This is a genomic window from Lentibacter sp. XHP0401 (genome assembly GCF_025751535.1).
Taxonomy (GTDB): domain Bacteria; phylum Pseudomonadota; class Alphaproteobacteria; order Rhodobacterales; family Rhodobacteraceae; genus Lentibacter.
On record NZ_JAOWLC010000006.1, the window covers coordinates 116,317 to 138,801 of the forward strand.

A 22,485-nucleotide genomic window follows, 5' to 3' on the forward strand; every position below is an offset into this window, starting at 1 on the left:
CACCTCAGATACATTTGAAATAGTCGAAAGGTTCAAGGCAGCTTTTGCAGCGCCATTGGGCCTTACACGGGGTGGAGCCGAACTGGGAAAGCCTTTCCAGGTCAGTGCTTTGGCAGCGCGGGCAATGCGCCGGTCCGCCTGCGGGCCGGGGCGGCGCGATACCGTATTTTTCAAGCTTGGCGCGGCCCGTTTCTGTGAGCCAGTCAGTTGTCCAGGGCGGGCTGAGCTGGCGTTTCAGCGTGAGCTTCTCGATGCCGTGGCCGCGCAGGGCAGTTTCGATATCGAGGTTGATGATGCTTGTCGCGGGGCAGCCTGAATAAGTCGGCGTCACGGTGACCTCGAGCGTATCGCCGGCCCACTCGACATGGCGGATGATGCCCAGATCCGTGAGCGAGATCACGGGGATCTCGGGATCGGGGACATCATCGAGCCATGCGTAGACCTGCGCGACACTCGGTTTCATCACCATGTCGCTCCCGGATAGGCGCGTTGAAGCCACTGCATCTGGGTGAGGATGTGGCCCAAATGCTCGGTGTGCATCTTGCCGTTGCGCCCGCCTTTGTGGCCGAAGCGGCTTTCCGGCAGGGCCAGCGTGGCCTCGGCCATGGTTGCGGCAACAGCGGCATCGTAAGCCTCGCGCAGGCTGGCCAGATCGGGGGCAATGCCCTCTTTCGTGGCGGCGTCATCAACGGCATCGGGCGTGAAAAGCTCGCCCACATAGGGGTAGAGATAGTCGAGCGCGTCCTGCATCCGCTTGTGGCTTTCAGCCGTGCCATCGCCAAGGCCCACGACAGTGTCCCGCGAACGCTCTACATGATAGCTCACTTCTTTGATGGCTTTGTCGGCAATGTCGGAGACACGCTTCTCCGAGCTTTTTTGCAGCTCTTGCAGCATCAGCAAGTGCCACTGATCAAAGAGATACTGGCGCATCAGTGTGCGGCCGAAATCACCGTTGGGCAACTCGCAGAGGAGCGCATTGCGGAAATCCCATGCATCGCGCAGAAAGGCGATATCATCGGCGGTTTTGCCTGTGCCTTCCTCTTCGGCGGCGAGGCCGAGCCAGAGCTGGGTCTGGCCGATGAGATCAAGCGCCGTATTGGCAAGCGCGATATCTTCCTCAAGCACGGGCGCGTGGCCGCACCACTCGGAGACGCGGTGCCCCAAGATAAGCGTGTTGTCCCCCATCCTGAGGGCAAAGTCGTAAAGCGTGCTCATGTTACATGGCCCCCACATCTTCGGGAATGTCAAAGAACGTCGGGTGACGGTAGACCTTGCTTTCGCTTGGCTCGTAGAGCGGGCCTTTGTCAGACGGGCTTGAGGCCGAAATGTGCTTGGCCTCGACAACCCAGATGCTTTGGCCTTCGTTGCGGCGCGTGTAAACATCACGCGCGTTTTTGATCGCCATTTCGGCATCGGGCGCATGCAAGCTGCCGACGTGACGGTGTGACAGGCCGTGTTGGCCACGGATGAAAATTTCCCAGAGGGGCCATTCTTTAGACATCGTTTCTTCCTCTCATTATTCTAGCAGGTGCAGTGCAGGCCGGGCGCGTCGTTTTCGGTGGGGCAGTAGAGTTCCTGCCGTGCAAAGCCGAAGCTGAAGTCGGCAAAATCCGCAACAAAGCCGCCATTGGCCCAGCACCATGTTCCCGTTCCATAGACCTCGTGAAACGCAACGCAGCTTTTCCCGAGATAGATCTTTTCAATACCTGAAATGTTCTGTGTCATTGCGCCCGAGCCTTTGGTGCGCGTCACGGGATCTTTGGATGACAAAATAAAGCCTGCCTCATTGCAGGCAAGGTTGTATTCGTGTCCGCCCGAGACATAGGCCTCGGCTGCGCCCGCCAGCATGAACCCTGCCAATGCGAGCGCCGAAAGACCTGTTTTGAAACGCAGCATTCGTGACATCGGCTTATTCCGCAGCTGTTTTCAATGCGGCGCGTTTTTCAGCGTGCGCCAAGAGGCCATCGCGGACCCATGCGCCATCGTCCCAGGCTTTGTTGCGCGCGGCGAGGCGGTCGGTGTTGCAGGGACCATTGCCTTTGATCACGTCAAAGAACTCGTTCCAGTCGGGCTCGGAGAAGTCGTAACCGCCCTTCTCCTCGTTCCATTTGAGGTTCTCGTCGGGCACTGTGAGGCCGAGATATTCGGCTTGTGGAACGGTCTGGTCGACAAATTTCTGGCGCAGCTCGTCGTTGCTGTCCATCTTGATTTTCCATGCCATTGACTGGGCCGAATGCACAGAGTCGGCATCGCTGGGGCCGAACATCATCAGGCTTGGATACCACATGCGGTTGAGCGCATCCTGCGCCATTTTCTTTTGCGCATCTGTGCCGTTGGCCATCTTCATCATGATGTCGTAACCTTGGCGCTGGTGGAAGCTTTCTTCCTTGCAGATGCGGATCATCGCACGGCTGTAGGGGCCGTAGGATGTGCGCTGAAGGGGAACCTGATTCATGATCGCCGCGCCATCAACAAGCCAGCCGACTGCGCCCATATCCGCCCAGTTCAGCGTGGGATAGTTGAAGATCGAAGAGTATTTCATGCGGCCAGAGAGCAGATCTTCTGTGAGTTCGTCGCGGCTGACACCCAGTGTTTCGGCGGCAGCGTAGAGGTAGAGACCGTGGCCTGCCTCGTCTTGCACTTTGGCCAGCAGGATTGCCTTGCGCTCAAGCGTGGGCGCGCGGGTGATCCAATTGCCTTCGGGGAGCTGGCCGACGATTTCGGAGTGCGCGTGCTGGCCCATCTGGCGGATCAGCGTTTTGCGGTAACCTGCCGGCATCCAGTCTTTCGGCTCAATCTTGATATCCTGGTCGATACGATCCTGAAAGGCCGCTTCTTCGGGGGACATATCTTCGCGGGATTTAACACCCTCGCCCGTTGATTTTACCATCTGTGCATACATGAGTGTGTCCTCCTCAGACCCGTTCAATGATGATTGCTGCGCCTTGGCCAACGCCAACGCACATGGTGCAGAGTGCATAGCGGCCACCGCTGCGCTTGAGTTCGTAAGCCGCTGCCATGACGAGGCGCGCGCCCGACATGCCGAGCGGGTGGCCAAGTGCTATGGCCCCGCCGTTCGGATTGACGTGCTCGGCATCATCAGCCACGCCGAGGGCGCGCAAGGTTGCGAGACCTTGGGACGCAAAAGCTTCGTTCAGCTCGATCACGTCCATGTCTTCGATTGAAAGGCCCGCGCGGGCGAGCACTTTTTGCGAAGCCGGCACGGGACCGATGCCCATGATGCGCGGGGCAACGCCTGCGGCAGACATGCCGACGACACGGGCGAGCGGCGTGAGGCCTTGGGCCTTTGCCGCCTCTTCCGAGGCCAGAAGCAGCGCGGCGGCACCATCGTTGACGCCCGAAGCGTTGCCAGCGGTGACAGTCTTGCCCTCACCGTTGATGGCGCGGAGTTTGGCGAGCTTGTCTGCGGTGCTGCCTGCGCGGGGGTGTTCATCGGTATCAAACACGATCGCGTCGCCCTTGCGCTGCGGGATCGTTACAGGGGTGATTTCGTCGGTGAATTTGGCTGCGGCCTGCGCCGCCTCGAAACGGGCTTGGCTACGGGCTGCGAAGGCGTCCTGGTCTTCGCGGGAGACGCCATAATCCTCGGCCACGTTATCGGCTGTTTCGGGCATGGAATCGATACCATGCGCGGCTTTCATCTTGGGGTTTACGAAGCGCCAGCCAATGGTTGTATCGTAGACGGCATTGCTGCGCGAAAAGGCGGTTTCGGCCTTGGGCATTACGAAGGGCGCGCGGCTCATGCTTTCAACGCCACCTGCGATGACCATGTCGTAGTCACCTGCCTTGATGGCGCGGGCAGCCATGCCGACAGCATCCATACCTGAAGCGCAAAGGCGGTTGATGGTTGTGCCGGGAACCTCGACAGGCAAGCCTGCGAGAAGCGCGGCCATACGAGCGACATTGCGGTTGTCTTCCCCTGCCTGGTTGGCGGAGCCGTAGATCACATCGTCAATCGCGGCCCAGTCTACACCCGGGTTGCGGGCCTTGAGCGCGGCAATAGGCAGCGCGGCCAGATCATCGGCGCGCACAGATGAAAGTGAACCGCCGTAGCGGCCGATGGGTGTACGGGTTGCATCACAAATAAAGGCCTGCGCCAAAGCTGCGTCTCCTGTTGAGTGGTCCTGTTGCATCAGCATACTGCATGGGGGCACGATTCGACGCAAGCAATATGTTACACATGTTATGCATATTTTTATTTTTTCGTAACATATTGGCGGATTTCAGCAAATTGTTCAAAATATTGCCGCATTGCTGTTATAGCCGCTGCTCAAGGGAAGTATTTGAAGTAAACAGTGACCATGACACCTGACACAAAAGGCTATCGCCCCGAGATTGACGGGCTGCGGATGATCGCGGTTGTGGCTGTGGTGCTGTATCACTTCGGCCTGCCCGGCCTTGGCGGCGGATTTGCCGGTGTTGACGTGTTTTTTGTCATTTCGGGCTATCTGATTGGCGGCATCTTGTGGCGTGAGATGCTGGCGAGCGGACGGATTTCCCTCTCGCGGTTTTATATCCGCCGTGTGAAACGGCTCGCGCCTGCGTTTTTTGCTATGGCCTTGGCGGCGAGCGTGGTGGCTTGGTTTGTGCTGCTGCCGTTCGAGTTTCGGGAGTATGGCAAATCGCTGATTGCGGCGACGGTTTATCTGAGCAACGTGTTATTTTACCGAGGCGCCGGATATTTTGATATCGGCGCGGAAAACAAGGTGCTTTTGCACACGTGGTCCCTGTCGGTTGAAGAGCAGTTTTATATTTTCCTGCCACTGGCGCTGTTGCTTCTGGCGCGCTGGCCACGGCTGTTTGTGGGCTTCCTGTGGCTTTGCTTTGCGGTGTCTCTGGCGGCTTCTGTCGCCCTGACGCCGAGCCACCAGACAGCAACATTCTATCTTTTCCCTTTCCGCGCATGGGAGCTGTTGGCGGGCGTTCTACTGGCGATCCGGAGCCATGGCCGCGCACCTCTCAGGGCGCGTGCATGGGTGAGCTGGCTGGGGCTTTTGCTTGTGGTTGCGAGCCTTGTGATGATTGATGCGTCGCGTGGGTTTCCCGGCTGGCAAGTGATGTTTCCTGTGCTCGGCACGGTGCTTTTGTTGGCAAACGGTCAGGCGCAGAACGGGGTGAATGCGGCTTTGAGCACGCGCGTTCCTGTATTCTTCGGCAAGATATCCTACTCGCTTTATCTTTGGCACTGGCCTGTCTTTGTGCTCTCGCTCTATTGGCGCGGCAGCTATGCGGGCGGGTTTGAGGCTGTGCTCTGGATGGGGCTGAGCGTGGTTTTGGCGTGGCTCTCCTGGCGATATATCGAAACGCCGTTTCGCGAAATGCGCGCGCCGCGCGGCCGGGCCGTTTTGGGCGCGCTGGCGGTGCCCTCGGCAGTGGCTTTGGGCCTTGGTGCACTGGCCTATCTGAAAGACGGGCTGCCCACGCGCTTTGACATGAAAACCCAAGCGCATATTGCCGCGAGTGGTGATTTTTTGCAGGACTTCTCGCGCTGTTACACGCCGGGCGAAGGCGTTTTTGACGGAGTGGAGCTTTGCCCCATCGGGCCGGAAGGCGCGCCTGAAGTCTTGATCTGGGGTGACAGTCACTTGCGCGCCATGAAGGAAGGGCTGGAACTGGCGGCTTGGGAGGCAAGCACTCCTGCGCTCATTATATGGCATGCGGGCTGCCCTCCGCTGTTTGGCGTGAGCAAGACCGAGAGCTATGCTACGCCAGCCGAAGATGCGGCCTGTGTGGCGGATAAGGCCATGATTGCGCGGGATATGGGAACGCTTGAAAGCGTGCGCGATGTGCTTCTCGTTGGGCGCTGGTCTTACTATGCCAGCGGCACGGGTGTGGGCCTTGATGAAGACAACACGATTGCACTGAGCGGCTATGGCGCGACGGGTAATACAGCTGTGCTGCGTGCGGGGCTTGCGGCGACATTGCCTATGCTTGAAGAACAGTTTGGCCATGTGCATGTGCTTGAGCAGATGCCCGAGTTGCCAAGCTATGACAGCCGCGAGGCGGCGCGGCTTCTGGCGCATGGGCGGGCTGGTGAAGAAGAGATTGCCGCGCGCGCGACTGTTGCTCTGGCAGAGGCTGAGACGCGGTATAGCTTGGCACGGGAAGCCATGAGCGCGGCTCCTGTGATCAGGACCTGGGATGCGGTTTGCGATGCTGAAAACTGCACGGCCTTGCAGGGTGATGCGAGCTGGTATTTCGACAACAACCACATCACCAATACCGCCGCGCGGGCGATGGCAGCGCGGTTTGCGCCCTTGTTTAGCGGGAACTTGACCTATGAGTGAGCTTCTGCGCGCCTCTTGGGATGTCGTGATTATCGGCACAGGCATGGGCGGCGGCACGCTGGGCCGTGCGCTGGCGGGGGCCGGCAAGAAGGTGCTTTTCATCGAGAAAGGTCCGAGCGGACAGCGCCGCGAAGAAACGCCGCTGAGCCACGATATTTTTGTACCCGAAGCGCGGCTTGCGCGGGGGCTTTGGCCTGCGCCGATGCGCGCCGTTGTCGACGGGATCGAGCAGAGCTTTTACGGACCTCTTGGGGCAGGTGTTGGCGGCAGCTCGGTGTTTTATGCGGCCACTTTGGAGCGCCCTGCCCCGCAGGATCTGGACAGCACGAACGAGCGGCCCCACCCCACCGGCGGCTGGCCTGTGTCATACGCTGGTTTCGAGCCTTACCTCGCGCGCGCGGAAGCGCTGTATCATGTCCGTGGCGGCGCAGATGCCCTAAGCCCCGAGCCAAGCTGCGTATTACCTGCGGCGGACGCCATGAGCGAGGTGGACCGGGTGATTGCCGAGCGGCTGAGCGCAGCGGGAATGCACCCCTATCATCTTCATTCTGCTGTGAAAAACGTTGAAGGCTGCAAGAATTGCCTTGGCTTCAAATGCCCGATGCCCTGCAAGATGGATGCGCGCTCGGCGGGTGTTGAACCCGCGATTGCGAGCGGCAATGCGGCGCTTCTTGACAGTGCCGAAGTGACGCGCCTTGTGGGTGACGGGCAGAAGATCAGCCATATCGAGCTGCGGATTGGTGGCGAGCACCACGAGCTCCATGCGCCGCTGTTTGTGCTAGCGGGCGGGGCTTTTGGCAGCCCGCGTTTGTGCCTTGGCTCGGCATCCGAAGCCTTCCCCGAAGGGGTGGCAAATGCGAGCGGGCTTCTCGGGCGGGGGCTTATGTTTCACCTCAACGAGATGTTTGCAGTCTGGCCCGGGATCAAGGACGGCGGACCTTCAAAGTCCGTCGGATTTCGGGATTTGCTTTGGTATGAGGGCGAGCGGCTCGGCATGGTGCAGGCGATGGGAATTGATGCCTCATATGGTGAGATTTTGCACTACTTGCGGCTGAGGCTGGCGCGTAATGCGTTGGGGCAGAAGCGGCTTGTTCAGGAGGCCGCGCGGCTGCCTGCGGCTGTTGCGGCCAAGGTTCTGGGCAATGCCAAAGTGTTTGTCGGGCTGATGGAAGACCTCGCTTATGACGACAACCGCGTATTGCCGCCCGAAGGCGATGTGATTGCGTTTGAATACCGTTTGAATGACGAGCTCTTGAAGCGGAGAAAGCTGTTTCGCCGCGCGATGAAGCAAGCGTTCAAAGGCCAGCGGCAGATGTTCCTTTCGGGTTCACCAGAGCTGAATTATGGCCACCCTTGCGGGACAATGCGCTTTGGAAATGATGCGAAACGCTCGGTTTTGAACGGCGATGGGCGGGTGCACGAACTGCGCAATCTTTATGTGGCAGACGCGAGCTTTATGCCAAGTTCGATGGGCGTGAACCCGTCACTGGCGATTGCGGCGCAGGCCCTGCGCGTGGCGGAAGCGATACTGGAGAGGGTCGAGTATGAGTGACGCAGACGAGCGGCTATTGGAGAGCGTCGCGGTTGTGACAGGGGCAGGCTCGGGGCTTGGTCGCGCTTTGGCGCGCGGTCTGGCAGCGCGAGGTGTGAAAGTTGCCGCTTTGGGGCGCAGGCTTGCGGCACTGGAAGAGACAGCGGCGGGGCACGACAGGATTGTGCCGATTGCTTGCGATGTGTCCGACGCGGCGGCACTTGAGGCCGCGTTCTCCGAGGTGCGTGAGCGGCTCGGGCCTGTGCTTTTGCTCGTGAACAACGCGGCGGTCTTTCCGCGCCGCGATGTGTTTGACGAGAGCCATGAAAGCTTCATGCAGACGGTGGCAACAAACCTTGGCGGCACGTTTGGTGCAACACGCCTCGCGCTTGAGGATATGGCCGAGGCGGGCTTCGGGCGCATTGTGAATGTGGCGAGTTTTGCCGATATGGCGCCGCTGCCGGCCTCGGCGGGCTATGCTGTTTCCAAAGGCGCGCAGCGGATTTTGACGCGTGCTTTGGTGGCTGATCTGGCTGACCGTCTGCCTGATATTGTAATCAGCGACTGGTTACCCGGGATACTGGCAACGGATATGGGTGTGCCTAACGGGCTTACCCCCGAAACTGCTGCAAAGTGGGGCATCGCACTGGCCCTTTGGCATGACCGGAGCCTGAACGGTGTGACATTTGAAATGATGCGCGAATTGCCACCTGTGCGCAGCCTGAAGGCGCGACTTAAAGACAGGCTTTTGCTGCGCCGAGCACCGAAACCGCGGATACTTTAACGCAGTTTTAAGGCTTCACGGATAAGGCGCGGCAGGATCGCAAAGCAGCGCGCATAGCGCGGGATGAGCCGTGTGGGCGCAAGAGCCGCGCGCCATGCCCATTCCATTGCGATGGCTTGCACCCATTTCGGCGCACGGTTCTGAGCGCCTGACAGAAAGTCGAGGCCCGCGCCGAAACAGGCGAAACCGAGGCCTGGGGCGAGACTGCGACCACGGGCCGCAAAGGCCTCTTGCTTGGGGGCGCCAAGCGCAAGCAAAACAAGACCTGCGCCTGAGGATTCGAGCTCTTCCAGCATTGCGGCGGCCTCATCACTTGCGGGATCAAACCCCATGGGAGGCGATATTTTTTCTACAATATCAATCCCTTGAACCTGTTCCTGCAGGGCAGCGGCCGAAGCCGTGAGGCTTTCATCTGTCGAGCCGAAGAGCGCAACTTTCACACCCTGCTGAGCGGCAAGCCCGGCCAGAGGCAGCACCATTTCGGAGCCTGGAACGAGGGAGACAGGACGGCGCGCGAGCCTGGACAGCCAGACAACAGGGTTGCCATCGGCGACGACCAGATCTTGCGCGGCGTAGGCTTTGGCGAAGCTTTCAGAGGTGTGCAGCTTGACCAGATGATCCAGATTGATCGTGGCAAGTGCAAAGCCTTCATGACGTGCGAATCTCTCCTCTACAGCCACCAGAAGCGCCTGTTTGGAAGGGATATTCACTACGATGTCTTGCCCTTTGGCCTTGAAAATCAACTTGATCACCCGTTTGAAACCATAGTTCAGCGCATAAACCGCTTTCAACGCCCTTGGTAGGCATAAAAAATGCCAAAAATTTGACGCTTGCCCCAGTCTTGCCACTTTTCGCGGCCAAATTGAGGCTGAATTTGGTGAAACGAGCGCCCCGACCGAAGCTATACCGGCTTTGCGTGCGGTGACATTTCTATGGAGGCGAGACGTGAAAAGAGTTGCGATTGTCGGCTGTGGTTTTGTTGCTGACCTTTACATGCGCTCGTTCGCGGTTCACCCCGAGATCGAGGTTGTGAGCTGCTATGACCGCGATGAAGCGCGGCTTGAGGCCTTCTCAAAGTATTGGAATGTGACGGCTGCGGCGGATCTTGAGACTGTTTTTTCAGAGATTTACCAGAGCGGCCTTCTGCTGAACCTGACGAACCCGCGCGCGCATTATGATGTGAACAAGGCCGCACTTGAAGCAGGGTGTCATGTGTTTTGCGAAAAGCCTTTGGCCATGTCTTACGATGAGGCCGAAGCACTGTTGAGATTGGCAAAGGCGAAAGGCGTGCAGCTTGGCTCTGCCCCTTCTTCCGTGCTGGGAGAGGCCGCGCAAGTGCTGGCACATGCTGCCCGCAGCGGCAGTTATGGAACACCGAGGCTGGTCTATGCGGAGCTTGATGACGGGTTTATCCCGCAAGCCCCGCTTGAAGACTGGGCCAGCGAGAGCGGCGCAGCGTGGCCTTATGAGGACGAATTCCAGATCGGCTGCACGCTCGAACATGCGGGCTATTATCTGAGCTGGTTGATTGCGATGTTTGGTGCGGTGACGCGGGTGAATGCCGTGTCTGCCGAAGTTTTGCCTGACAAGCGCGGAGTAGCAAATGCGGCGCCCGATTTTTCTGTGGCTGTGCTTGAGTTTGAAGACGGGCCGCTTGTGCGCCTCACCTGCTCGATTGCCGCGCCGCATGATCACCGTTTGCGGATTGTCACCGATGCGGGTGTTTTGACTGTGAAAAAGGCTTGGGATAATGCTGCGCCTGTGAAGTTCTACAAGCGGATGCGCCTGCGCCGCCGGCTTTTGGAAAGCCCTTTGGGCAAACGGATCAGGCTGAGTGCGAAAGCAACGCACCCCAAACTGCCCCGAAAGGGCGCAGCGGCGATGAACTTTGCGCTTGGACCAGCAGAAATGCTGGAAGCGATTGAAGCGGGTGTGCCAAGCCGTATTGGCGGCGATTTTGCGCTGCATCTGACGGAAGTGACGCTGGCAATCCAGAACGCGGGGCTTAGCGGAAGCGCATATGTGCCCAAGAGCACATGCACCAAGATGGAGCCGATGCCATGGGCGCTTTGAGGCTGCTCATAACGGGGGCCAATGGCTTTTTGGGGCGCGCCTGCGTGGACACGGCTTTGGCGCGCGGGCATTCGGTGCGCGCGATGACGCGAAATGCAGCAAGCTTTCCTGACGGGGTTGAAGCGGTGCTGGGCGATCTAGCCGAAGGTTGTGACGCTGCGTTTTTCGAGGGTGTTGATGCGGTGATCCATACGGCGGCTTCTGTGAGCAATGACGCGCGCGCTTTGGAGCGCGACACGGTGTTGGCAACCAGGCGTTTGATCGAGGCCGCGGAGGCGGCACACGCTCCGCCCATGATGGTTCTGGCGAGCTCGATTGCTGTTTACGATGCCGGCTTGACCGGCACGGTTGATGAAGCCTCGCAGGTTGAAACCCTGCCCGCGAAACGCGAGCCTTATATAGCGTCGAAGCTGGCGCAGGAAGCGATGCTTTGCGAGGCTTCCTTGCGCGGCTGGTGCATGCGAATTGGCGCGCTCTATGATACGGAGCGGCGCTGGAATGCGCATATCGGCGTGCGGAAAGGGCCGGTTTTGCTAAGCCTCGGACGCAAGGGCGATGTGCCTGTGGTGAATGTGAAAGATGCCGCCGAGGCGATGATCCGCGCAGCGGAGACAGCCCCCGAACAGGCCTGCGAAGCGCTTGATATTGTAGAGAGTGATTTGCCAAGCCGCGCGACATTTATCGCCGCCGAGCATAGCGGCCTGCATTTTCCGCTGCATTGGCGGCTGCTTTTGCCTGCTGCTTGGCTGTGCGAGGCCGTGCTTGGACCCCGCGCGCCCGGCTTGCTGAGGCCGCGGATTTTGCGCGCACGGATGCAGGCTGTGAGCTATCCCAACGAACGCGCCAAAACGCGGCTGGGCTGGTTGCCGCAAAAACAATTTGTGAAGGTTAAGTCATGAAGATCGTTTACCTCACAGGAGAATACCCGCGCGCGACGGATACATTTATCCAGCGCGAAGTCGCCGGGTTGCGCGCGGCCGGGCTGACTGTCGAGACAGCGAGCATTCGCCGCACGGGGGCGGAACACCATGTGGGCGAGGAACAGCGCGCGGAAGCGGCACGGACCTTTCATGTGCTGGAGGCGGCGAAAAACCCGTTCAGGCTTTTAAAAGCGCATGGAGCGTTGATGGTGGCCAACCCGAAGCGCTGGTTTTCGGCTTTGGCTTTGGCTTGGCGGACGGCTCCCAAGGGTGTGAAGGGCCGTGCTTACCAGCTGTTTTACTTTGCCGAGGCCGGTGTTTTAGCACGGCAAATGCAGACCACGGGGGCTGCGCATTTACACAACCATATTGCCAAGGCATCTTGCACAGTGGCGATGCTGGCGTCAGAGCTTTCAGGCATCCCCTATTCGTTTACACTTCATGGCCCCGATATTTTCTTTGAGCCGCATCACTGGCGGCTTGACGAGAAGATCGCGCGGGCCCGTTTTGTGAGCTGTATCAGTCACTTCTGCCGCTCGCAGGCTATGGCATTTTCCGCACCCGAGCACTGGGAAAAGCTGCATATTGTGCATTGCGGCGTGGAGCCTTCGCGCTATGCCGGTGCAGCTATGGGTGAGGAGCTGTTGTTTGTCGGGCGGCTTGCGCCTGTGAAAGGACTGCCTGTTTTGCTGCATGCAATGGCGCGAGTGCCTGACGCGCGGCTGACGATTGTGGGTGACGGGCCGCAGCGCAGCGATGTCGAAGCGCTTGTGCGCACGCTTCAGCTTGAGGCAAGGGTGCAGATGTTGGGCTATCAAAACCAGGACGAGGTGGCGGCTTTGCTGAGCCAGAGCGCAGCCCTTGTGCTGCCGAGCTTTGCGGAAGGGCTGCCTGTTGTACTCATGGAAGCCATGGCGGCTGGCTTACCTGTGATCACAACGCGGATTGCGGGGGTGCCCGAGCTTGTGAAAGACGGCGAAAACGGCTGGCTTGTTGCCGCAGGTGATGAAGACGGATTGCGCGGGGCGATCGAGGCGCTGCTGGGTGACCCTGCACGTGCAGCGAAGATGGGCGCGGCGGGGCGCGAGGCTGTCTGTGCGGAATTTGACGCCGGTATAGAGGCGCGGCGATTGGCGGGACTGTTCCATGCTTACCCTTCTGGAAAGACGGCACAATTACGGCCCGAACCTTTGGAGGATACGCTATGACATCCCTGTCCCGCATCGGCGCTGTTGTGATTGGCCGCAATGAGGGCCAGCGGCTTGTAAACTGCCTCACTTCGATGCAAGGCGAGGTTGATTTGCTGATCTATGTCGACAGCGGCTCGACCGACGGTTCGTTGCAAGCGGCTGAAGCGCTTGGGGCGGAGACAGTGCTGTTGAGCGCAGATGTGCCGTTTACGGCTGCAAGGGCACGCAACGCCGGTTTCGAGAAGATCATGGCGCGGCCTGATGCGCCCGATTTTGTGCAGTTTGTTGACGGCGACTGCACGCTTGAAGCGGGGTATCTCACCCATGCTGCCGAGGCTTTGGCGGCGGATGCACGCCTTGGGCTTGTCACGGGCTGGCGCGCGGAAATTTACCCTGAGGCCAGCATTTACAACGAGATGTGCCATTTTGAATGGCACAGGCCAGCCGGTGAGATCATGGCATGCGGCGGTGATATGATGGTGCGCGCGCGTGCCTTTGAAGAGGTCGGCGGATTTAACCCCGAAGTGATCGCAGCAGAAGACGACGAATTCTGCACGCGGCTGCGCAAGGCGGGGCACAAGCTTATGCGTCTGCCCATTCCGATGACGCACCATGACGCGAATATGACCCGCTTCAGCGAATGGTGGAGCCGCGCTGTGCGCACGGGCCACGGCTTTGAGCAGGTGAATGACCTGCACCCCGATTACTTCGTGCGTGAACGGCGGCGGATGTGGGTTTATGGCGGGGTTTTGCCCCTGTTGGCGCTCATTGGTGCGGTCCTGTTCTGGCCGCTGCTGGCGCTGGTTTTCGGGCTTTACGCGGTGTCATATGTGCGCACGGTGCGCGGGCTGGTGCGTGACGGATTGATCCGCGACCGCGCCAGGCGGCATGCGTTCTACCTCTTCCTGTCAAAGTTTCCAAATATTCTGGGCGCGGCGACCTATCGCAAGCGCAAGCGGCGCGGCAGTGCTATGGAAATTATCGAATATAAGTGAGGCTATTATGAGCAAAGTGACAAAAGTTGGCATCATCGGAGCAGGCTATATTGCCGACTGGCACGCCGATGCGATTGCCGCCACCAACGGCGCGGAACTGACCTGTGTGGTTGATCCGAACGCGGCGGCGGCCAAGGCTTTTGGCGCGGCGCGAGGGGTTGAGGCCTATGGTTCGGTTGCCGAAATGCTCGCGGCGGGGGCTTGCGAGGCGGTGCATGTGCTCACCCCGCCCGATTACCACCGCGCTGTTGCGCAAGAGTGTATTGCGGGCGGCTTGCATGTTCTGGTCGAAAAGCCTGTGGCCACTTCAGGCGAGGATGTGGCCGCGATGCGCGAAGCCGCCGACGCCAAGAACGTGCAGTTTGCGGCGGGACATAACTTTCTGGGCCTGCCAAGTTATCTGCGACTGAAAAAGAAACTTGAGGCGGGCGACCTGGGGCGTGTCTCAACCGCCGAGATCAACTGGTGCTTCCCGCTTGGGCCTTTGCGCGCGGGGCCTTATGGTATCTGGCTGATGCGCGAGACACGGAATTTGCTGCTGGAGCTCGGGCCACATTTGTTTGCTTTTTGTCAGGATTTGTTTGGCACCCCCGAGATTTTACACTTGGAGCTGTCAAACCATGTCGGGTTACCCGGCGGCGGGACGCGGCCACAGAACTGGCGTGTCCTGGCGCGGGCGGGCGGCGTGGATGTAACGTTTAACATCAGCCTTGTCGAAACCTATGATGACCGCTCGGTAACCCTGCGCGGCTCGTCGGCCATGGCGCGATTGGATTATGCCAATGACACGCTGGTTGTGACGGGGGTGAACACCTCGGACCTTGTGCTCAACCCGCTGCGCAACGCGCTGAGCCAAAGTTTTGCGCATTTGCGCGAAGGGGCCCGGAACGCGAGCCGTCAGCTTGCCTCGCTCAACCAGCGCTCACCCTATGGCCTCAGCTTTCGCGGGATGTGTGGCGAGATTTACGCAGCGATCAACGAAGAGCGCACGCTGGATGCGCGGTTTAATGGCACAAGCGCCGAGGCCGTGATGCGCGCGATTGATGATGTGCTGGCTCGTTTGCCTGCGGAAGCGGCTGTGAAGAAACCGCGCGGAACACCCAAGCCGACAGCGCTTGTGATTGGCGGAACGGGCTTTATTGGCCGTGCGCTCACACGGCGGTTGGCGGAGAGCGGAACCCACGTGCGCGTGCTTTCGCGCGGGAAAACGGGACCGTTTGATGATATCGCAGATCGGGTTGAAACCGTGGCTGTCAGCTTACGCGATGAAGTGGCGCTGACGGAGGCGATGCAGGGAATTGACGAAGTTTACAACCTTGCGAAAAGTGACGACAAGACATGGCAGGCCGCGCTTGAAAACGATGTGGCCGTGGCCGAGAACATTGCGCGCGCAGCTCTTGCCGCAGGTGTGAAGCAGCTGGTTTATACAGGCACGATTGCTTCTTACGATATGTCGGACCCTGCCCGCACGATCACCGAAGAGACGGGCTTTGGAGAGGACATGGAAGCGCGCAATATTTATGCCCGCTCCAAGGCCGAATGCGAGCGCCGTTTGATGCAGATGCACGCGGAAAAAGCCCTGCCTGTGAGCATTGCGCGGCCCGGGATTGTCGTTGGAGAAGGAGGACCTTTACAACATTGGGGTATTGGCCGCTGGCATGGCGCGGGAGCCGTGAAAATTTGGGGTGACGGGCGGAATATCCTGCCGTTTGTGCTGATTGAAGATGTGGTAGACGGCTTGATCTTGATGGCGCATGACCCTGCGGCGATTGGCGAGAGCTTCAACCTGATTGGCGAGCCGATGCTCACGGCGCGGGGGTATTTTGACGCGATCCACGAAACACTCGGCGCACGCATTCGGGTGAACCAAGGACCACTTTGGGCATTTTACGGCGCAGACTTTGTGAAGTTCTCACTAAAAACCAAGGTCTTGCGTCGCAAGGGGCTGTCACGCCCCTCCTATTCCGATTGGAAGAGCCGCGCACATCTTTCGCCCTTTGACAACGACAAGCCCAAACGCATGCTTGGCTGGCAACCAGAAACCTCCGAGCAAGTCTTTGTGCAAAAAGCGATAACCGATGCCAAGCTTTTTGGCTTCTGAGACGGCTTTCAGCCAGATTGGCATAATTTTGCCAAATTTGTTTGGTCTACCGCAGGGAAGCCTTATCTCTTAGGCAATAGAAACGAACGAAAGACAGGTGCCACGTGACGCAGAAACGAGCAGGTTTTTGCCCGACCCGCCCCATGACACTGCCTTGCGGGCCGCGTCATGGATAAGCGTCATTCGTTCTCTCGCACCCCGCGCAAGGCGTTGAGCCGTGAGGCCCGCCAGCAGATGATTTCGGATATGCTTGGCGAGGAGACCGGCAAGTCTGCTACTCCAGCGGCCGCGGTTTCAGAGGCCGAAGCGCCCGAGCGCGCGACGACAGACCCGCTGGTCGACACCCTCGACACACTTGATGCTCTGGATTCGCAAGGCCTTGCGCTGGAAGACGAGCGCTATGATGACGAGGAAGAGGAAATACCGCAGGATGATGACGCGGCCTTTGAAGAATTGCTTGCCATGCTTGATGACGGAGAGATTTCGGATGTAGAGCCGGAGGCTGTGCTCGAGGAAAAACCTCTGGAAGAAATGCAGGAAGCGCCTCTGCCACTGGACAATTTCTACCAAGCCACAGGTGAGGCGAAAGCCGTTAGGGAGCCTCAACCCCAAGCTGTTACAGAGCATGTGCCCGAAGAGTTAGAGCCTGCTAACGCAGCCCCTTTGCGGAAATCAGCAAGCCAGGAAAAGCTGCGTGCGGCCTATGAAATGGCAGAGATGCCAGCGCCCTATTTGGACACGGCCGACAAATGGGACAATCTTGATGTGATGCCTGTAGATATGGACCATCTGGAGCGCAATCTTGTGATTACCGCGAGTCGCAACGAGCCTGCGCATGGCGCGTTTGATGTTCTGCGCACGCGGCTTGTGCAGACCCTTCTGGAACACAACTGGAAGCGCGTGGCGATCACCTCGCCCTCGCGCAACTGTGGCAAGACCTTTACCGCTGTGAACCTCGCGATCTCGCTTTCGCGCTATGAAGCGACCCGCACGATCCTGCTTGATTTTGACATGCGCAACCCTTCGGTTGCGGGCGTGATTGGCGACACACAGCCCGGTAAGATGGGCGACTTTTTGCGCGGTGTTATCCCTGCGGAAGAGCTGCTTGTGAAGTTTGACCACAACACTCTCAATATCGGACCGAGCCTTGCGATTGGCACGAACAATGTGGTTGAACCCTATGCCTCGGAGCTTGCACACGAGCCTTCAACAGCCGCAAGCCTTGAGCGGATGATGCAGGAAATGTCGCCTGATATTGTTTTGTTTGATATGCCCCCGGCCCTTGCATTTGATGATGTGATCGCGTTTCGCAAACATTTTGACGGGGTGCTTATGGTCGTGGGCGGTGGTGAGACAACACCTGAAGACGTGCGCGAAGTGATGCGCCGTATGGGCGAGGACACGCCTCTTTTGGGTGTTGTGCTGAACCAGGCCGAAGGCGAAGACGGCAGCGATTATAGCTACGGTTATTAAGCTCAAAGAATAAAAACGCGCGCGCGTATTCGACAGGCGCGCAGCGTTTTATATCTATGTTTTATATCGGGAATTCAGGAGGCCGAGCGGCGCTGCAACAGCCCCGTCAATCCACCCATTCCATCACGCAGAACACCATAAAGCAGCGGGATCAGTGCCAGAAGCCCTACGATCATCGCGACGCGGATCAGCTTTTTGCGGCCTTTCGTGCGGGGTGTTTCGATCCGCGGGATGGCAACAACGGCCTTCACATTGAGCTGGCGCTCAAGATGCTCGCGGGTGCGGATGACGGGGCGCATTATCTCGAGGATAAAGGCGAGGCCAAGCGCGAGCAGACCCGAAGCAAGAAAGCCCATTATGACCTTTTTCTTGCGGCTGCCGGAGATCGGGTTTTCGGGCACAAGCGCTGTCTCAAGCACTTCGATACGTTCGAACTGGTTCTGGGATTCAAGCGCCTGACTCATCTCGGCGCTGGTCGCGCGTTGGGTAATCGCTGTGAACTGGGCCTTGAGTTGCTCCTGCTCCCGCTCAAGCAGGTTGAACTGGCGCTCAACCTCGGGGGCGCGGGCGATGCCCTCTTCAATCTCGGCAATACGCGAGCGGATAAGCTCTTGTTGTTCATTGATCAGACCGCGCTGGCGCTCGATAACGGAGGTGCGGATGCGTGTGCCACTGGCCTCAAGCTCGATCAGGCTTTGGTCAAGCGCAAGCAAGGTGCTGCGCAGCTCTGTCAACTCGTCTCGTTGCGCGGCTATCCCTGCGGGCAAATACGGCCCGTTGAGCTCTTTGAAAATGGCAATGCGTTGCTCGAGCGCAGCGATATCGGCTTCAACCTGCTCCTGCTCGGCGCGGAAAAAGGACAGTTGCTCGGAGGCGGCGGCCGACTGGCGGCGGTTGTTGAGATCAAGCAGGCCCTGCAAGAACTCGTTGGCCAGCAAAGCGGCGATTTCGGGGTCAGTATCGGAGACGGTGATGAGCATGCCTGTGGGCGTGCGGGCCGCGCCCCAGCCTGCGTTTGGATCGGTGATTTGCATAAGGCGGGCCGAGCTGCGCAGGGTGTTGACCTTCTGGCTCTGCGACATGGGTGTGGCAGAATAAAGGCCGAATTTCTTGATTATTGCGAGGAGATTGTCACGTGCCATGAGCTGCTGCTCAAGCAAGCGCAAGCGCTGTTCAATCGAAGTGGTAGCACCAGCACGGGCGCCAGAATCGGCAATCGTCGGCGCTTCGATCTGGGCGACGGCTGTGGCCTCGAAAGTCTTCTTTTGGCCCAAGGCCCAATAGATTGAGCCAAGCGTGCCAAGAAGCACAACAAAAGACATGAGCCAAAAGCGCCTGCGCACCATGCTCACAAAATCACTCAGCGACTGGATCTGGCCCATAGCCTTACTCCGATACCACGCGCCACTCCCTGCCCCCGCAGGAATATTGCTGAAAAAATTTGTGGCAAGCCACCCCAGCGGTGTCTGTGCTCACGTTACGCCAATATAGAGTTTCTGCCCTAATTTTGCCACCTTTTTTCCGGAAATACCCGAAACATAACGTTTCGGAAACGGCAACAGTAGAAAGATGGTAGTGTCTCGGTTTGAAAGTTATCTTTCCCCAGCCTTGGGTCTGGATGATGCAATGACTGCATTGACCATACATTGCCAGAATCAACCTTTAGGTGATTTAGTGTCCGCATTCACCTATGGAGAGAAATTATGTCAAATAGAGTTACCTGCATCACTAAAGCCGACCGGAACAGTCGGTACGATGGAATTATAAAACTAAGCGGAACAAGAGACGACACTGGCGCACGGTGGACGCTCACCCGAAAAGAGTGCGTTGATCACGTCAACAAAGGTACTTTATTTTACGTACAGGCCAGCAATCACAAAGTCTTTTTAATCACTGGCACTAGTGCGTCGGGCACTGAGTATGTAAGGACGGACCCGGATCAGGACACGGCTGACAATCTTCTGTCTTTGCCAGAGTGCCCTTAATCAAACCCATTGGCGATTTGAAGTTGCCTGGGTCTGTTGCCCAACTTAGCGCCTGCTGTGAAGCATAAAGCGCTTCACGGTCATCCGCATTCTGGTTTTGGCCAAGCGCTTCGCTGATCCGGTCGAGTTCACGTTGTATAAAGCTCATGATAGCACCTCACTGTTGAGGTATTTTAATACCACACTCTTGTCGGTATTAAAATACCCCATTAACCCAATTTCTTTTTATAAGGTCCACGCTTCTTAGGCGCGGGTGCGTTTGCGTCGATCAAGCCAACAATCCATGCGGTGTCGCGCAGTGTGTCAGATACACCCGCCGCCATTGCTGGGGTCATTTTCAAAGTTTTGTGGATGCGCACGAAGTTGTAATGCACAAAGTACAAGGAAAGCATGTTGAGGTGGTTTTCTAGCTTCTTAGAAAAGCCATTAGTCAAACGTGTAAAGCGGCGCATACCCATGCGCATGGAAAGGTTCTGACGCTCAACGTATGACGTGCTGACCAGTTCTTCGATAGGTTCACCGAAAACCTGCTCTTTGCGCGATCCGGTAAAGCCAGCGGGTGAATACTTGCGCTCGTGGCCCTTAGAGCCTGTAGGTGCGCCGTACTGCTTAACCAGCATCGCGTAGTCTATATCGCCGCCAAATGCACCCTCTACGGCGTCAAGATAAGCCTTGTGGCCGTCTGTAGTAAGCTGGACGCGGTTCGCAAGGCGAGAAGACAGATCAACCATGAACTCATAAGCGGTATCGCCAGAACGGTCGCCAACCTCATAGGATAGGATCATCTTGCTATCGGCGTCGATTGCGGTCCATGTCCAAACGTCGCCAGCGCCGTCAGGAGCGGCCTTAGCGCCGCTTACGTTCTTGTCCTTGGCGTAGACGAATGACCAGATTTCATCGCACTCAACGCGAGTAGAGCCAACATTGCGCACAGCCTCGTCGTGGTATGCCGCACAGGCCTCACCAGCCTCAACAAGCAGTTTGGTCACTGTATTGATGGATACACCCACCGTGCGGCTGATAGAGCGCATGGACATGCCTTCTACCATCATATTGAGGATCATTGTGCGTTTGGCTGTATCTAGCTTGTTCATACCATTGTTATAGGTATGTTATTTCGTGTTAGCAAGCAAAAAGTTCAGTTTAATCTTTCTTTTGGGTTCCCATTACGTACCCGGCGATAGTGAGTTCGAATGTTATCAACTTCTCAAGAGCCGAAGCGGCATTGTCATTCCATATCATTGCTACAAGCGAGATTCCGATCGCGATAAAACCTAGCAAGAGAAGGATTAGACAAGTATTCAAGGATGAATCTGACGATCCAATTAATTTTCCAAATGGGCCCTGTTCGGTTGCCTTATCTTCTAAATTTCTCTTGTGTGCAGCCTCTACAGCCTTCTCATCTGGCGATGAGAAGGCGTCAGCCTCATTCCCCGGAGTGGGATGTTCGGCAACATCAAGCTTTTTGTCTTTGGTCTGATTCATGCTGCACATTTTGATGACTTGCGGCAATCTCTGCAGCGTTAAGTAACTCGTTAAATTCTTCCCAGATATACTGGTCTGGAATTTCGGTGTTAAATGCCACCTTAAATTTGTTGTCAGTGGCAACCCGATGCCAAGGCGTTCCTGGCTTGTGGGTTAGGTCAGACAGCGCGAATCCAGAAAGATGCCCGTACCTTCCCCAAATCCAAGAAACCAGATTTCGAGTATACTCATCATCGGCGTCTACATTTTCAGGCGCACCGAACGGGTTTGAAGATTGTGGGGTAACAATTGGTTTCCGTCCAAAAATCTTGAACGCGTGATATAGGCTGTCAAAAACAGGGCCGTGCTTCCAAATCTCCGGACCCTCAGTGGTTAAGCGATTTCCGTCTAGTCCGTTCACAGCCAGCCACCACCCATATGAGCAGTAGACTAGCTTTTGAAGCTTCATATGTTCGATACCACCACGAGAGCCAAACTGCTCTAAAAAATTGTTCGCGATGGCTAGTGGGCTATATGGCGCTGGCATTAGCCCCACCTCGCCGCAGCGGCCTTCTTGGCAATCGCCTTGCGGTCCTCTGAAGTTGTGTTCTCCACACGCGCTTTTGCACCCGCCAAGCCGCTTTTGCGCTTCGCAGGTTGCTTGAGTGTTGTTTCCTTTGCCTCTCCGGTCGCAATGCGGGCAATATGTACTGCGTTGCCGATCACGTCCGCTGGGCGCTTCTGGCCTTGCGGTCCTTTTGGCATGACTTTCCTCCGTGTGCGGGGTTTCCGTCCCGCTTAGCGTTACCTTAACGCATTGTGCGTTACATGTGGAAACTTTTTCCACATTTCGCAAGTGGGCAATTTCGCACAGCCTTTCACATGATCGTGCTATACGGGTTAATATTGCCTTTATTGCGGGTGCGTATCTATGTTTCATTTTCACTAATTTCAAACTGAGACACTACCAGAAAGATACTTAAGCTTTACTTTTGCAAGCGATATCATCTTGTTAGGAGATAAAGCACATGTGAAGAACATGCGCTTGAAGCGAAGCAGACAAGAGTGTGAACCGTTGCCCCGCCGCGAAGGGCGGCTGGCTGCTAACCAGCTCGCCAAATACTCCACCCGCCCCATCGGGAAGGATCGTCACATCAGCGAAGCCAGTCATTCTTCCTGTAACGGGAAAGAGCGCCTTATATAGTGCCTCTTTGGCCGAAAAAACATGCACAGGCTGAAGCGCATCCTGTGTTTTGAGCCAGTCTCTTTCGCGCGGGGTTGTGACAGCTTCCGCAACGGCATCCGACATGGGCGCAAGCTCTTCTACATCGCATCCAAGCGAGGTGAACCGCGTGAGATGCGCGCAGATGGCGATACAGATATCATCGCAATGGCTGATCGAGCCGATGAAGCCTTCGGGCCAGACAGGTGCACGGCTCGGGGCGGCAAGAATGGGATGCGGCCCCTGCCCCAGCTTGGCCAGAGCGACCCGCGCGGCGCGGCGGCCGGCGGCAAACTCGCGCTTCCGCTTCGGCACAGCGCGGGCAATATGGGCGACCTCCTCGGGGAGAAGCCCGTCCGCCTCGGCGCGCGGATCGGACAAGGCAAAACTCACACCCTCGGGCAAGAGTTTGGCGAGCGTGGTCTCAACCTCTTCCACA

Annotated in this window: 23 protein-coding genes; 10 read left to right on the plus strand and 13 right to left on the minus strand. The window is 57.7% G+C overall.

Annotated elements, in window-relative coordinates; genetic code table 11:
• Window positions 1–4: 4 nt before the first annotated feature.
• From paaD to pcaF, 6 genes are read right to left on the minus strand one after another with little or no spacing between them, the layout of a single operon-like run.
• The gene (gene paaD / locus OE750_RS09670; RefSeq protein WP_412176216.1) at window positions 5–463 is read right to left on the minus strand and encodes a 1,2-phenylacetyl-CoA epoxidase subunit PaaD; all 459 of its coding nucleotides are present in this window, start codon (window positions 461–463) and stop codon (window positions 5–7) included.
• Window positions 463–1,215, minus strand: a complete 753-nt coding sequence (paaC, locus tag OE750_RS09675) for a 1,2-phenylacetyl-CoA epoxidase subunit PaaC (protein WP_263763963.1) — start codon at window positions 1,213–1,215, stop codon at window positions 463–465. The genes paaD and paaC overlap by 1 nt, the downstream gene beginning before the upstream one ends.
• Before the next feature lies 1 nt (window position 1,216).
• Window positions 1,217–1,501 carry a 1,2-phenylacetyl-CoA epoxidase subunit PaaB gene (paaB, locus tag OE750_RS09680; RefSeq protein WP_263763965.1) on the minus strand — a complete coding sequence of 95 codons (285 nt, stop codon included), beginning with the start codon at window positions 1,499–1,501 and terminating at the stop codon, window positions 1,217–1,219.
• 20 nt (window positions 1,502–1,521) lie between these two features.
• Window positions 1,522–1,896, minus strand: a complete 375-nt coding sequence (locus OE750_RS09685; RefSeq protein WP_263763968.1) for a hypothetical protein — start codon at window positions 1,894–1,896, stop codon at window positions 1,522–1,524.
• Between the two features lie 13 nt (window positions 1,897–1,909).
• Window positions 1,910–2,902: a 1,2-phenylacetyl-CoA epoxidase subunit PaaA gene (paaA, locus tag OE750_RS09690; RefSeq protein WP_263763970.1), complete on the minus strand. Its 993-nt coding sequence runs from the start codon at window positions 2,900–2,902 to the stop codon at window positions 1,910–1,912.
• 13 nt (window positions 2,903–2,915) lie between these two features.
• A complete protein-coding gene (gene pcaF, locus OE750_RS09695) occupies window positions 2,916–4,154 on the minus strand; it encodes a 3-oxoadipyl-CoA thiolase (RefSeq protein WP_318527995.1) in 1,239 nt (412 codons plus the stop codon).
• A 168-nt stretch (window positions 4,155–4,322) separates the two neighbouring features.
• Here pcaF and OE750_RS09700 point away from each other — a divergent pair, with 168 nt between their 5' ends.
• The 3 genes from OE750_RS09700 to OE750_RS09710 are packed head-to-tail and all read left to right on the plus strand — an operon-like array spanning window position 4,323 to window position 8,623.
• Window positions 4,323–6,308: an acyltransferase family protein gene (locus tag OE750_RS09700; protein ID WP_263763972.1), complete on the plus strand. Its 1,986-nt coding sequence runs from the start codon at window positions 4,323–4,325 to the stop codon at window positions 6,306–6,308.
• Window positions 6,301–7,860: a GMC oxidoreductase gene (locus OE750_RS09705; protein ID WP_263763974.1), complete on the plus strand. Its 1,560-nt coding sequence runs from the start codon at window positions 6,301–6,303 to the stop codon at window positions 7,858–7,860. Before OE750_RS09700 ends, OE750_RS09705 begins: the two co-directional genes overlap by 8 nt.
• Complete coding sequence (locus OE750_RS09710) at window positions 7,853–8,623, plus strand: SDR family oxidoreductase (RefSeq protein WP_263763976.1); 771 nt, start codon at window positions 7,853–7,855, stop codon at window positions 8,621–8,623. Before OE750_RS09705 ends, OE750_RS09710 begins: the two co-directional genes overlap by 8 nt.
• Here OE750_RS09710 and OE750_RS09715 read toward each other — a convergent pair.
• Entirely contained in the window at window positions 8,620–9,414 is a 795-nt protein-coding gene (locus OE750_RS09715) for a WecB/TagA/CpsF family glycosyltransferase (protein WP_263763978.1), read from the minus strand. The genes OE750_RS09710 and OE750_RS09715 overlap by 4 nt on opposite strands.
• A gap of 154 nt (window positions 9,415–9,568) precedes the next feature.
• On the opposite strand from OE750_RS09715, the gene OE750_RS09720 reads away from it, so the two are divergent.
• The 6 genes from OE750_RS09720 (at window position 9,569) to OE750_RS09745 (ending at window position 17,375) form a co-directional block, all read left to right on the plus strand.
• Window positions 9,569–10,696 (plus strand): Gfo/Idh/MocA family oxidoreductase, encoded by a 1,128-nt coding sequence (locus OE750_RS09720; protein ID WP_318527994.1) that lies wholly within the window; start codon window positions 9,569–9,571, stop codon window positions 10,694–10,696.
• Window positions 10,660–11,595 carry an NAD-dependent epimerase/dehydratase family protein gene (locus OE750_RS09725; RefSeq protein WP_263763980.1) on the plus strand — a complete coding sequence of 312 codons (936 nt, stop codon included), beginning with the start codon at window positions 10,660–10,662 and terminating at the stop codon, window positions 11,593–11,595. Before OE750_RS09720 ends, OE750_RS09725 begins: the two co-directional genes overlap by 37 nt.
• Complete coding sequence (locus OE750_RS09730; protein ID WP_263763981.1) at window positions 11,592–12,824, plus strand: glycosyltransferase family 4 protein; 1,233 nt, start codon at window positions 11,592–11,594, stop codon at window positions 12,822–12,824. Before OE750_RS09725 ends, OE750_RS09730 begins: the two co-directional genes overlap by 4 nt.
• Window positions 12,821–13,801: a glycosyltransferase gene (locus tag OE750_RS09735; RefSeq protein WP_263763982.1), complete on the plus strand. Its 981-nt coding sequence runs from the start codon at window positions 12,821–12,823 to the stop codon at window positions 13,799–13,801. The genes OE750_RS09730 and OE750_RS09735 overlap by 4 nt, the downstream gene beginning before the upstream one ends.
• 7 nt (window positions 13,802–13,808) lie before the next feature.
• A complete protein-coding gene (locus OE750_RS09740) occupies window positions 13,809–15,902 on the plus strand; it encodes an NAD-dependent epimerase/dehydratase family protein (RefSeq protein ID WP_263763983.1) in 2,094 nt (697 codons plus the stop codon).
• Window positions 15,903–16,070: 168 nt separating this feature from the next.
• Entirely contained in the window at window positions 16,071–17,375 is a 1,305-nt protein-coding gene (locus tag OE750_RS09745; RefSeq protein WP_263763984.1) for a CpsD/CapB family tyrosine-protein kinase, read from the plus strand.
• Between the two features lie 74 nt (window positions 17,376–17,449).
• Here OE750_RS09745 and OE750_RS09750 read toward each other — a convergent pair whose 3' ends face one another.
• Window positions 17,450–18,757, minus strand: coding sequence for a chain-length determining protein (locus OE750_RS09750; RefSeq protein ID WP_263763985.1), 1,308 nt, complete (start codon window positions 18,755–18,757; stop codon window positions 17,450–17,452).
• A gap of 321 nt (window positions 18,758–19,078) precedes the next feature.
• Here OE750_RS09750 and OE750_RS18190 point away from each other — a divergent pair, with 321 nt between their 5' ends.
• Window positions 19,079–19,360, plus strand: a complete 282-nt coding sequence (locus OE750_RS18190; protein WP_412176217.1) for a DUF3892 domain-containing protein — start codon at window positions 19,079–19,081, stop codon at window positions 19,358–19,360.
• 209 nt (window positions 19,361–19,569) lie between these two features.
• On the opposite strand, the gene OE750_RS09755 is transcribed toward OE750_RS18190, so the two are convergent.
• The 5 genes from OE750_RS09755 to OE750_RS09775 all read right to left on the minus strand — a co-directional run bounded on the left by OE750_RS09755 (window position 19,570) and on the right by OE750_RS09775 (window position 22,484).
• Window positions 19,570–20,454, minus strand: coding sequence for an IS1 family transposase (locus tag OE750_RS09755; RefSeq protein ID WP_263763986.1), 885 nt, complete (start codon window positions 20,452–20,454; stop codon window positions 19,570–19,572).
• Between the two features lie 49 nt (window positions 20,455–20,503).
• Window positions 20,504–20,845, minus strand: a complete 342-nt coding sequence (locus OE750_RS09760) for a hypothetical protein (protein ID WP_263763987.1) — start codon at window positions 20,843–20,845, stop codon at window positions 20,504–20,506.
• On the minus strand, window positions 20,817–21,371 hold the full coding sequence (locus OE750_RS09765) for a Panacea domain-containing protein (RefSeq protein ID WP_263763988.1): 555 nt from the start codon (window positions 21,369–21,371) through the stop codon (window positions 20,817–20,819). The genes OE750_RS09760 and OE750_RS09765 overlap by 29 nt, the downstream gene beginning before the upstream one ends.
• Window positions 21,371–21,589 carry a histone H1 gene (locus OE750_RS09770; RefSeq protein WP_263763989.1) on the minus strand — a complete coding sequence of 73 codons (219 nt, stop codon included), beginning with the start codon at window positions 21,587–21,589 and terminating at the stop codon, window positions 21,371–21,373. Before OE750_RS09770 ends, OE750_RS09765 begins: the two co-directional genes overlap by 1 nt.
• A gap of 247 nt (window positions 21,590–21,836) precedes the next feature.
• Entirely contained in the window at window positions 21,837–22,484 is a 648-nt protein-coding gene (locus OE750_RS09775; RefSeq protein ID WP_263764050.1) for a 4'-phosphopantetheinyl transferase family protein, read from the minus strand.
• Window position 22,485: the final 1 nt, after the last annotated feature.